Source organism: Nonomuraea indica (genome assembly GCF_002850745.1).
Classification (GTDB): Bacteria; Actinomycetota; Actinomycetes; order Streptosporangiales; family Streptosporangiaceae; genus Nonomuraea; species Nonomuraea indica.
Map to the genome: position 1 here is coordinate 269868 of NZ_KZ559474.1, position 11164 is coordinate 281031.

Genomic DNA, 11164 nt, shown 5'->3' on the forward strand with positions numbered 1-11164 from the left:
TCCGTGAACACCCTGCCCGACTTCCCCTGGGACCGGCTGGAGCCGTACAAGGAGCGCGCCCGCGCGCACCCCGGCGGCATCGTCGACCTGTCGGTCGGCACCCCGGTCGACCCGGTGCCACGGATCGTCCAGGACGCCCTCGCCGGGGCGGCCGACAGTCCCGGCTACCCGATGACCCACGGCACGCGGGATCTCCGTGAGGCCGCCGCGGGCTGGCTGAGCCGCAGGCTCGGCGTGCGCGTCGACCAGCTCGACGTGCTGCCCGTCATCGGCACCAAGGAGTTCGTCGCCTGGCTGCCGACCTATCTGGGAGCCGCGCGCGTCGTCCATCCCGAGCTGGCCTACCCGACCTACGACGTGGGAGCCCGGCTGGCCGGGGCGTCGGCGCTGGCCTCCGACGGCCTGCTCGCGCTCGGTCCCGAACGGGCCGACCTCGTCTGGGTCAACTCCCCGGGCAATCCCACGGGCAAGGTGCTGCCGGCCGAGCACCTGCGCAAGGTGGTGGCCTGGGCCCGCGAGCGGGGCGCGATCGTCGCCTCCGACGAGTGCTACATCGAGCTGGGGTGGGAGGAGCGACCCGTCTCCATCCTGCACCCCGACGTCTGCGGCGGCTCCCACGAGGGGCTGCTCGCCGTCCACTCGCTGTCCAAGCGGTCCAACCTGGCCGGCTACCGGGCCGGGTTCGTGACCGGCGACCCGGCGCTCGTCAAGCGCCTGCTGGAGACGCGCAAGCACGCCGGCATGATGATGCCGGCGCCGGTGCAGGCCGCGATGGCGGCCGCGCTCGGCGACGACGCGCACGCCGAGGAGCAGCGCGAGCGCTACGCGGGCCGGCGGGCCCGGCTGCGTCCGGCGCTGGAGCGGGCGGGCTGGCGCATCGACCATTCGACAGCCGGCCTCTACTTCTGGGCGACCAACGGAGAAAAGTCCTGGGATCAGGTAGGCAAGCTCGCTGAAATCGGTATTTTGGTCGCGCCGGGAGATTTCTACGGACCAGCGGGCGACAGGCACATCCGCATCGCCGTGACGGCCACGGACGAACGCGTCGATGCGGCGGTGCGGCGCCTCCAGTAGGATCCCCCGTCAGACCGGCCCGCCCGCGCGGGCCGCACGAGCATAAGTGGATAAGGGCGTTTGCCGAGGCAGACCGCGAGTGGAGCGAGCTGATCTATGAGCATGACCGTCATGGTCGTCCTCGGGCTGAGCATCGCCACCGTCCTGCTGTTGCTGGGTGCCTTCCTCGCCACCCTGCGACAGGACAGGAAGGGCCGCGCGACCGCGACGCCGGTAGAGGCCGCGCCCGTCGAGCCCCCGCTGCCGGCGCCGGTGGGCGCGGTCGGCTACGCGGGCCACGACTACGCCGACCCCCGCACGATCAAGGTCGGCGACCGGATCCGGATACACGGCGGGCCGGCGAGCGTGCTCGGCGCCACGTACGTCTCGTGGCAGGGCCAGGAGTGGACCGAATACCTCCTGCGCGACGCCGCCCGCCGCTTCCAGTGGCTGTCGGTCGAGGTGCGCAAGGGGCTGGCCGAAGGCGAGCCGCCCCACCTGGAGGTGCTCCTGTGGACCGAGGTGCCCACCCAGGGCATGGTCCCCGCCAAGAGCATGCTCATCATGGAGGGCGTCGAGTTCTTCCCCATCGAACGAGGGACGGCGGCGTTCAGGGGCGAGGGCGAGACCGGCCTCCCCGAGCGGGGGCTGCTCGACTTCGCCGACTACCGCGCCTCCGACGGGCGGCTGCTGTCCTTCGAACGCATCCAGGGCCGCGGCTGGACGGCCAGCTACGCCCAGCCGCTCCCGCCGGGCTCCATCGACTTCGTCAGCCGCGCCCCGTAACCCCCGCGGGCTTCACCGGCCGCGCGCCCTGTCACCTCCGCCCGGCTTCCGCGCCCCATGACCCCCGCCCGGCCTCGCCGCCACCGTGTCCCTGACCGCGCCGTCTCGACGCGGACAGCGCCGGACCGATCGCCTGCCCTACGACAGCTCGACGCGGGCCACGCCGGACGAGTCGCCGCCCCGCCAGCCCTCGGTCCGCATGTCGTTGACCCAGGCGGCGCCGCCGTAGCCGACCCGGCTCAGGCCGTACTTCTGCGCGTGCGCCACCGACCAGGCGGCGATCAGCCACCCGCGCCGCCGGTTGGTGACGGCGGTGCTGCCGAGCGCCCGCGCGAGCTGGCGGCGCGCCTCGGCGGTCCTGGCCGGCGGCGCGCTCGGCCCTTCGGCGCCCTTCGCCCCTTCGGCCCCCTTCGCCTCGGCGGGCGGATACCAGCAGTGCACCGCCTGGGGGACGCGGCCGGTGAACGCCGCCGCGAGGGCCTCGGCCTGCGGCTCGTGCGGGGCGTAGGCGTAGCCGCCCGCCGACCGCTGCACCGCCTGCGCGGCCTCGGCCAGCGGCATCTTGCGGTAGTTCTTCACCTTGACCAGCGCCGCGAAGAACTTGTTCGTCGCGTAGACCGGGTCCATGAGCTGCTTGACCGTGCCCCAGCCCTGCGACGGGCGCTGCTGGAACACCCCGACGGAGTCGCGGTCGCCGTAGGAGAGGTTGCGCAGCTTCGACTCCTGCAGCGCCGTCGCGTAGGCGATGACCACGGCCCGCTCGGGCAGCCGCCGGCGCGCGGCGACGGCCGCGATGGTGGCGGAGATCCGCGCCTGCTCGATGTCCAGCTCGTCGGCGCCCTCGGGGGTGCGCACGCTGCAGTAGGCCTCCGGGACGGCCAGTGGTGTCGCCCTCTTGAGCAGGTGGTAGAGCCCCACGGAGACGCCCACCGCGAGCACCACGACGATGGCCGCGATGGTGATGACACCGCGGGAGAAGCGCAGCCGCACGCTGAAGAACCTACCCGGCCGGATAAGCTCACGGGCCATGAGTCAGCAGAGCACGACGTCGCCGCTGCCCCGGGCGGTCGACCGCCTGTGGGAGCGCCGCGCGGAGCTGTCGCCGGACGACACCGAGGCGCGCGCCGTCGTGGTGTCCGCGATCGACCTGCTCGACACCGGCAAGGCACGGGTCGCCGAGGTGGTCGGCGACGAGGTCGTGGTGGACGAGCGGGCCAAGCGGGCGATCCTGCTGTCCTTCAAGGTGCTCGGCATGATCCGCTCCCAGGTGGGAGACTTCCAGCACCACGATCGCCACCCGCTCAAGACCACCTTCGACGGCGTGCGGGTGGTGCCGGGCGCCATCGCGCGCTGGGGCTCCTACGCCGCCCCGGGCGTGGTGCTGATGCCGTCCTTCGTCAACATCGGCGCGTACGTCGGCGCCGGCACGATGGTCGACACCTGGGCCACGGTCGGTTCCTGCGCCCAGATCGGCCGCGACGTGCACCTGTCGGGCGGTGTGGGCATCGGCGGCGTGCTGGAGCCGCCGGGAGCCGTGCCGGTGGTGGTCGAGGACGACGCGCTGATCGGCAGCCGGGCGATGATCGTCGAGGGCGCCCGGGTGGGCCGCGGCGCCGTCGTGGGCGCGGGCACCGTCCTGTCGGCGACGATCCCCGTCGTGGACGTGCAGACGGGCGAGGAGCTGGGGCGGGGCCGGATTCCCGACTGGTGCGTGGCCGTGGGCGGCACCAGGCCCAAGGAGTTCCCCGGCGGCACGTTCGGCATGCCGTGCGTCCTGGTCATCAAGCGGCTGGAGCCGGGCCGGCGGCACGACAAGGCGGCACTCAACGAGGTGCTGCGCGAACACGGAGTGAACACCTGATGCTGGACCTGACCCAGGACGTGCGGACGCTGACCGCCGCCATCGTGGACATCGAGTCGGTGAGCGGCGCGGAGCGCCTGCTCGCCGACGAGGTGGCGCGGGCTCTCGGCGCGCTGCCCCACCTCACGATCGACCGGTCGGGCGAGACGGTGGTCGCCCGCACCACGTTCGGCCGGCCCGAACGCGTGCTGATCGCCGGTCACCTCGACACCGTGCCCGTCCACGGCAACCTGCCCAGCCGCGTCGAGGGCGACCTGCTGTACGGCTGCGGCACCTCCGACATGAAAGCGGGCGTCGCGGTCGCGCTGAAGCTGGCGGCCACGGTGCCCGCCCCCAACCGCGACGTCACGTACGTCTTCTACGACTGCGAGGAGATCGAGGCGGAGCGCAACGGGCTGACCCGCGTGGCCCGTGACCACGCCGACTGGCTGGCCGCCGACTTCGCGGTGCTCATGGAGCCGACCGACGGTGTCATCGAGGGCGGCTGCCAGGGCACGCTGCGCGCCGACGTGCTGGTCACCGGCAGGCGCGCGCACAGCGCGAGGTCGTGGTTCGGCGTCAACGCCATCCACGGCATCGAGCCGGTCCTGGCCCGGCTGAACGCCTACCAGGCGCGGCAGCCGGTGGTCGACGGGCTGCGCTACCACGAGGGGCTCAACGCCGTCGGCGTCCGGGGCGGCGTCGCCGGGAACGTGATCCCCGACTCCTGCGTGGTGACGGTCAACTACCGCTTCGCGCCCGACCTCAGCCTGGAGCAGGCGCGGGAGCACGTGCGCGAGGTGTTCGACGGCTTCGAGGTGAGCTTCACGGACGGGGCTCCGGCGGCCCGGCCGGGCCTGACCCACCCCGTGGCGGCGGCCTTCGCCGCGGCCGTGGGCGGCGAGCCCAGGGCCAAGCTGGGGTGGACCGACGTGGCCAGGTTCGCCGCGCTGGGAGTGCCGGCGGTCAACTACGGGCCGGGCGACCCCAACCTGGCACACCAGCAGGGGGAGTACGTCTCGCTGGCCAGGATCGTGGAGAGCGAGCGGGCGATGGTGGACTGGCTGACAAAGTGAAAGTGGCTTTCCTCGCCGGCCATTTGGCGGGGAAAGCCACTTTCAGTCCCGAGCAGCACCCTCGGCAGTTAGACGCAAGGGAGTCGAAATCCGGTTCCCTGCTTTTTCCAAGATTTTTTGCGGGCCTGTCACAGGCCGTCCACCAGGCATTACACCCGTACGTGTGTGCTCGAAACCTCCCGGGGAGGTCCGTACGCCCTCCCGCGCGGCCGGGGACCCGGCCCGTCCGAGGGGGACCGGAAACCCGCGAAGGGGGCTAGCGTGATCGGCATGGATAGGACACGTCGCGAACGCCGTCAGGGACAGGCCGTGGTGCGCGGCAGACTCGTGCCGGAGTCCACGCACGACCAGAGACTGCTCGACCGCCAGGGGCCGGCCGACTGGCTGCACATGGACCCGTGGCGGGTGATGCGCATCCAGGCGGAGTTCGTCGAGGGCTTCGGCCAGCTCGCCGAGCTCCCCCGCGCCGTCACCGTCTTCGGCTCGGCCCGCACCCCTGCGGGCACTGCCGAATACACCATGGGCGTGGCCCTCGGCCGCGCCATCGCCGAGGCCGGCTACGCCGTCATCACCGGCGGCGGGCCGGGCGTGATGGAGGCCGCCAACAAGGGCGCCCGCGAGGTCGACGGCGCGTGGTCGGTGGGCCTCGGCATCGAGCTGCCCTTCGAGCAGCGGATGAACGACTACGTGGACCTGGGCATCGAGTTCCGCTACTTCTTCGTGCGCAAGACCATGTTCGTCAAGTACTCGTGCGGCTTCATCGCCCTGCCCGGCGGCTTCGGCACGCTCGACGAGCTGTTCGAGGCGCTGACCCTGGTGCAGACGCAGAAGGTGACCTCGTTCCCCGTCGTGCTGCTGGGCACGGAGTTCTGGGGCGGCCTGATCGACTGGATCAAGCAGGCGCTCCTCGGCACCGGCAAGATCGCCGAGCGTGACCTCGACCTGATCACCGTCACCGACGACGTGGACGAGGCGGTGCGCGTCATCGTGGAGTCCGACCGGGCCCGCTCGCTGCGCCGTCAGGAGGAGGTGGAGGCGGTCGAGGGCCGGAGCGCCGAGCCGCAATAAGCTGACGTGTCGTGAACGTCTGTGTCTTTTGCGCATCCAGTCAGAAGATCGACCCCAAGTACCTCGACCTGGCGACGCAGGTGGGCGCCGAGCTGGCCGAGCGTGGCCACACGCTGGTCAGCGGCGGCGCCACCGTCTCCTGCATGGGCGCCGTCACGGCGGCGGCCCGCGCGGCGGGCGGCCGCACCATCGGCGTGATCCCGCAGGTCCTCGTGGACATCGAGATCGCCGACCACGCCTCCGACGAGCTGGTCGTCACCGCCGACATGCGCGAGCGCAAGGGTGTCATGGACGCCCGCTCCGACGCCTTCCTCGTCCTGCCGGGCGGCATCGGCACACTGGAGGAGCTGTTCGAGATCTGGACGTCGCGGGTCCTCGGCATCCACGACAAGCCGCTGGTCATCCTCGACCCGTGGGGCCTGTACGCCCCGCTGCGCGCCCTCGTGGAGTCCATGTACGACGCGGGTTTCACCCGGGCGAACGTCTTCGACGCCATCTCCTGGACGACGTCGGTGGAGGAGGCGCTCGACCACCTGGAGGGACGTGCCCCGCACCTGAGGCCCAGCGTGGAGGAGCTCGGCGAGGCCACCGGCTGACCCCCGGCCCGCGCAAAGCGCGGGACTCATGCCTCGAAGGTATGAGTACGATGCCAATGTGCTGGTCATACTCGCCATCGCCGCCCTCGCCATCCTGGCCTGCGTGGTCCTGGTCTCGCTGGGCAAAGGCGGTGAGCTGACCGAGTTCCCGCCGGACGTGCCCCCTCTCGACCTGCCCGAGGCGCAGCAGCTCACGGCCGTCGACTTCATGGCGCTGCGGCTGCCGGTCAACCTCGTCGGCTATCACACCCAGAGCGTCGACGAGACCCTGCGCCGGGCCGCCGGCGCCATCAGCGCCCGCGACACCAGGATCGCCGTCCTGGAGCAGCGGGTGGCGGAGCTGCTGGCGAGCAGGCTGCACGCGCGCCAGGAGGCCTACGCCGGGCCAGGCGCCGCCCTGCGCACCGACCACGAGCCGGAGGCGCCGGCGGCGCCGCTGGAGCTCCCCGAGCCCGGCCACCCCCTGGCCACCACTCCAGCGCCCCCGCCCCCCACGCCCGCCCCCGGCATGCCCGTCGAGCCCGTTCCGGACGCGCCCGTCGCCGAGATGCCCGTCGAGCACGCCCCCGACGCGCCCGCCCCCGAGACGTTCACGCCGGACGCGACGCGCACGGACGACCGGCAGGCGGCCGATGAGGCCGAGGAGGGCGAGCCTCATGCGCCGGACGAGGTCCGGGAGGGCGAGCATCGTGAGGCGGCTGAGCCCGTGCGGGCGGCGGCCGGCAAGGAAGGGGACGAGCGCCGGTGACCGACCTCATCCGCTGCTCCTGGACGGGCATGGCCGACCCGTCCTACATCGCGTACCACGACGAGGAGTGGGGCCGCCCGGTCCGTGGCGACGACGAGGTCTACGAACGCGTCACCCTGGAGGCGTTCCAGTCCGGCCTGTCGTGGCTGACGATCCTCCGCAAGCGCGAGAACTTCCGGGCCGCGTTCGACGGCTTCTCCATCGCCAAGGTGGCGGCGTACACCGAGCACGACGTGGAGCGGCTGCTGGCCGACCCCGGCATCGTGCGCAACCGCGCCAAGGTCGAGGCGGCCATCGGCAACGCCAGGGCGGCGCAGGACCTGCCCGTGGGCCTGTCGGAGCTGGTGTGGCGGTACGCCGACCCCGACGCTCCGGTGCCGAGGACCATGGCCGACGTGCCCGCCACCACGCCCGGCTCCGTGGCGCTGGCCAAGGAGCTGAAGCGGCACGGGTTCAGGTTCGTCGGCCCGACCACCGCCTACGCGCTCATGCAGGCCATCGGCCTGGTCAACGACCACATCGAGGGCTGTGTGGCCCGCGTCCGCCGGGGCTGAGCGCTCACCGGCCGACGAACACCGGCCGCTCCTTGGTCAGGAAGGCCCGGGTGGCCGCCCGGTGGTCGGCCGTGGCCGCGCACTGGTCCTGCAGCTCGGCCTCAAGGGCGAGGGCGTCGGGCAGCGTGTGGGTCGCGGCGTAGGCGAGGGCCCGCTTGGTGGCCGCGTACGCCAGGGTGGGGCCCTGAGCGAGCCGGGTCGCGAGTTCCTGGGCGGTCTTCAGCACGTCGTCGGCGGGCACCACGCGGGTGACGACCCCCAGCTCCAGCGCGCGGGCGGCGTCGAGCGGCTCGCCGAGCAGCAGCAGCTCGGTCGCCCTCCCGGGGCCGACGAGGCGCTGCAGGGTCCAGGAGGCGCCCGAGTCGGGCGCCAGCCCGATGCCGGCGAAGGCCAGCGCGAACCTGGCCTTCTCGGAGGCGACCCGCAGGTCGCAGGCGAAGGCCAGCGAGGCGCCCGCGCCCGCGGCGACGCCGTTGACGGCGGCGACCACCGGCTTGGGCATGGTGGTGATCAGCTCGACGATCGGGTTGTAGTGCAGCCGGACGGTGTCGGCGAGCCCGCGGCCCGCCTCCAGGTTGTCGGCGTGCTCACGCAGGTCCTGCCCGGCGCAGAAGGCGCGGCCCGACCCGGTCAGCAGCACCGCCCTGACCGCCGGGTCGCCGGCCGCCCGCCGCAGCGCGTCCAGCAGGGCGGACTTCAGCTCCGCCGTCAGCGAGTTCATCGCGTCGGGCCGGTCGAGCGTGATGGCGGCGACGGCGTCGGTCACGTCATAACGGATCACGGCAACTCCCTGTCGGCGTACACGGCGGAGCGCGGGAGGCGGGGCGCCCCCCGCGCGAAGTCGTACCCGGTCGTGGGTGGAGGCTGCGCGGGCAGCCGCCCCGGCCCGGTGCGCCCCGCTCGGTAAATTCTCCGTGCACTCTCGTCCAGCCTTCGCACGCCTGCCTGAGCGAGCCCCTGAACGGCGTTCAGAGACGCCCTCGACAGTCGCCGCGACGGCTCGGGCGACGTCCGCGCAACCGGGGCGCGGACGGCGGGAACGGCGATCTCCACGGGCTTTGCGCATCGCGCGGAAACGGCGGCCGGGGCCCGTCCGCGACGGGACGGCAGGGCGCCGCCATCGACGTCGGACCGGGTGGCGGGTGCGTGCACGCACCCCAGTTTGGTGCTCTACGGCACCCTCGACAACGCATTCTGGGAGGAGATCGTTACCCATGAGCGCTCTCGATGCGGGAGAATAGGACATCACAGATGACGTGAATGCGCCGCCCTCCCTGACGGGCGGTCTGAAAAATCGCGGGCCGCGGGAGCCCAAGGCAGGAAGGGATGCACGCATGGCGGCGATGAAGCCGCGGACCGGCGATGGTCCGCTCGAGGTCACCAAGGAAGGGCGCGGCATTGTCATGCGGGTCCCCCTGGAGGGTGGCGGCCGGCTTGTCGTGGAGATTTCCGCCGACGAGGCGAAGGCGCTCGGCGAGGCGTTGAAGAGCGTCGTCGGCTGAGAGCTCTCGACTGATCTGATCCACGACCCTGGCGTCCTTCCGCGCCAGGGTCGCTGTCCGTCGAAGGAGAGAATTCCGTGCCCATTGAGACCACTGCATCGGTGGTCGCCGACGTTCCCGCTGACGCAGAGCTGCTGGCCGTCCCCTACACCTCCGACCTGACGCCGGCGCTCGCGCTCGACCTCGCGGTGCCGGTGCCCGACCTGCTGGCGCACCACGAGGCCAAGGGGGAGGCGGGGGAGGTCTTCGAGGCCCCCGTGGCACGGGAGGGCGGTGTCGGCCGCGTCCTGCTGTACGGCGTCGGCGACGGCTCGCCCGGCTCGCTGCGCAAGGCGGCGGCGCTGCTGACGCGCCGCGCCAAGGGCCGCGCCGAGCTCACCGTGGTGACGCCCGAGGGTGACGCCGCCGCGTTCGCGGAGGCCGCGCTGCTGGCCGCCTACTCCTTCAGGATCGGCGCGCCGGGCAAGACGCCCGTCCGCGCGTTGCGGTTCGCCGGCGCCGACGAGCAGGCCGTACGGCGGGGCGAGCGCGTCGCCCAGGCCGTGGCGCTGGCCCGCGACCTGGCCAACACGCCGGCCTCGGTCAAGAACCCCGCCTGGCTGGCCGAGCGGGCGGCCGAGCAGGGCGTCCCGGTGCGGGTCTGGGACGAGGAGCAGCTGCAGGCCGACGGGTTCGGCGGCATCCTCGCGGTCGGCCGGGGCTCGGCCAGCCCGCCCCGCCTCATCCAGCTCTCCTACACCCCCGAGGGGCCCGCCACCCGGCACGTCGTGCTGGTGGGCAAGGGCATCACGTTCGACTCGGGCGGTCTGTCGCTCAAGCCGACCGACAACATGAAGACGCAGAAGACCGACATGGCGGGCGGCGCCGTCGTGATCGCCGTCGTCGGCGCGCTCGCCGCGCTGGGGGCGCCCGTCCGGGTCACCGGTCTGGTCGCCGCCGCCGAGAACATGCCTTCGGGCACGGCCCAGCGGCCCAGCGACGTCATCACCCACTACGGCGGCCGCACGGTCGAGGTGCTCAACACCGACGCCGAGGGCCGGCTGGTGCTGGCCGACGCGCTGGCCTACGCCGACGCCGAGCTCGACCCCGATGCGGTCGTCGACGTGGCCACCCTGACCGGCGCCATCACCGTCGCGCTCGGCCGCAGTGTCGGCGCCGTCTACGCCAACGACGACCTGCTGGCCGGGGAGCTCGTGGAGGCGGGGCAGGCCAGCGACGACCGGCTGTGGCGGATGCCGCTGATCGACGACTACGCGCCGGCGCTGGAGTCGTCGATCGCCGACCTGGCCAACGTCGAGCAGGGCTCCACGTTCGGCGCCGGGTCGATCACCGCGGCGCTGTTCCTGCGTGAGTTCGCGGGCAAGCGGCCGTGGGCGCACCTCGACATCGCGGGCGTCGGGCGCAGCACGGTCGACGAGGGCGTGCTCACCAAGGGCGCGACGGGCTTCGGCGTGCGCCTGCTGCTGGAGTGGCTGACCAGGGCGTGACCTGCGGCCGGGGTGACCTGCGACCGGGTGACCTGCTAGGCGGCGACCTCCGAGTGGCCTGCCGGTGACCTGCTAGGCGGCGACCTTGACGGCGGCGAGCAGGCCGTCGCCGAGGGGGATCAGCAGCGAGCGGAGGCGGTCGTCGGCCTGGACGAGCTTGCCCAGCTCACGCAGCGCGACCGTGTCGGGGTCGCGCTGGGCCGGATCGGCGACCCGGTGGTGCCACAGCGCGTTGTCGAAGGCCACGATGCCGCCGACGCGCAGCAGTCGCACGGCCTCGGCCAGGTAGTCGGCGTACTCCTGCTTGGCCCCGTCGGCGAAGACCATGTCGTAGCCGCCGTCGGACAGCCGGGGCAGCACGTCGAGAGCCCGGCCGGTGATGAGCCGCACCCGCCCGCCGGCGAAGCCGGCCTCCGCGAAGGCCTGCCGGGCCAGCCGCTGGGGGGGGGGGGGC

Annotated in this window: 13 protein-coding genes; 10 read left to right on the forward strand and 3 right to left on the reverse strand. The window is 72.9% G+C overall.

What is annotated here, in order from left to right; genetic code table 11:
* Window positions 1–3 precede the first annotated feature (3 nt).
* Window positions 4–1074 carry a succinyldiaminopimelate transaminase gene (dapC, locus tag CXR44_RS23560; RefSeq protein ID WP_101788271.1) on the forward strand — a complete coding sequence of 357 codons (1071 nt, stop codon included), beginning with the start codon at window positions 4–6 and terminating at the stop codon, window positions 1072–1074.
* Between the two features lie 96 nt (window positions 1075–1170).
* The gene (locus CXR44_RS23565) at window positions 1171–1839 is read left to right on the forward strand and encodes a DUF4178 domain-containing protein (RefSeq protein ID WP_245899352.1); all 669 of its coding nucleotides are present in this window, start codon (window positions 1171–1173) and stop codon (window positions 1837–1839) included.
* A gap of 138 nt (window positions 1840–1977) precedes the next feature.
* On the opposite strand, the gene CXR44_RS23570 is transcribed toward CXR44_RS23565, so the two are convergent.
* A complete protein-coding gene (locus tag CXR44_RS23570) occupies window positions 1978–2868 on the reverse strand; it encodes a hypothetical protein (RefSeq protein ID WP_245899353.1) in 891 nt (296 codons plus the stop codon).
* On the opposite strand from CXR44_RS23570, the gene CXR44_RS23575 reads away from it, so the two are divergent.
* The 6 genes from CXR44_RS23575 to CXR44_RS23600 all read left to right on the forward strand — a co-directional run bounded on the left by CXR44_RS23575 (window position 2867) and on the right by CXR44_RS23600 (window position 7721).
* Entirely contained in the window at window positions 2867–3700 is an 834-nt protein-coding gene (locus tag CXR44_RS23575; RefSeq protein ID WP_101788272.1) for a 2,3,4,5-tetrahydropyridine-2,6-dicarboxylate N-succinyltransferase, read from the forward strand. The genes CXR44_RS23570 and CXR44_RS23575 overlap by 2 nt on opposite strands.
* Entirely contained in the window at window positions 3700–4755 is a 1056-nt protein-coding gene (gene dapE, locus CXR44_RS23580) for a succinyl-diaminopimelate desuccinylase (RefSeq protein WP_101788273.1), read from the forward strand. Before CXR44_RS23575 ends, dapE begins: the two co-directional genes overlap by 1 nt.
* Before the next feature lie 270 nt (window positions 4756–5025).
* Window positions 5026–5823, forward strand: a complete 798-nt coding sequence (locus tag CXR44_RS23585) for an LOG family protein (protein WP_101788385.1) — start codon at window positions 5026–5028, stop codon at window positions 5821–5823.
* Between the two features lie 11 nt (window positions 5824–5834).
* On the forward strand, window positions 5835–6419 hold the full coding sequence (locus tag CXR44_RS23590) for an LOG family protein (RefSeq protein WP_101788274.1): 585 nt from the start codon (window positions 5835–5837) through the stop codon (window positions 6417–6419).
* Window positions 6420–6477: 58 nt separating this feature from the next.
* On the forward strand, window positions 6478–7167 hold the full coding sequence (locus tag CXR44_RS23595) for a hypothetical protein (RefSeq protein ID WP_101788275.1): 690 nt from the start codon (window positions 6478–6480) through the stop codon (window positions 7165–7167).
* Window positions 7164–7721: a DNA-3-methyladenine glycosylase I gene (locus CXR44_RS23600; RefSeq protein WP_101788276.1), complete on the forward strand. Its 558-nt coding sequence runs from the start codon at window positions 7164–7166 to the stop codon at window positions 7719–7721. Before CXR44_RS23595 ends, CXR44_RS23600 begins: the two co-directional genes overlap by 4 nt.
* A 4-nt stretch (window positions 7722–7725) precedes the next feature.
* Here the strand turns inward: CXR44_RS23600 and CXR44_RS23605 are convergent, their stop codons facing one another.
* Entirely contained in the window at window positions 7726–8502 is a 777-nt protein-coding gene (locus CXR44_RS23605) for an enoyl-CoA hydratase-related protein (RefSeq protein ID WP_101788277.1), read from the reverse strand.
* A gap of 553 nt (window positions 8503–9055) precedes the next feature.
* On the opposite strand from CXR44_RS23605, the gene CXR44_RS23610 reads away from it, so the two are divergent.
* Window positions 9056–9223: a DUF3117 domain-containing protein gene (locus CXR44_RS23610; protein ID WP_101788278.1), complete on the forward strand. Its 168-nt coding sequence runs from the start codon at window positions 9056–9058 to the stop codon at window positions 9221–9223.
* Between the two features lie 77 nt (window positions 9224–9300).
* On the forward strand, window positions 9301–10710 hold the full coding sequence (locus tag CXR44_RS23615; protein ID WP_101788279.1) for a leucyl aminopeptidase: 1410 nt from the start codon (window positions 9301–9303) through the stop codon (window positions 10708–10710).
* 72 nt (window positions 10711–10782) lie between these two features.
* Here CXR44_RS23615 and CXR44_RS41105 read toward each other — a convergent pair.
* On the reverse strand, window positions 10783–11164 hold a 382-nt coding region (locus CXR44_RS41105; RefSeq protein ID WP_245899354.1), incomplete at its 5' end, for an O-methyltransferase.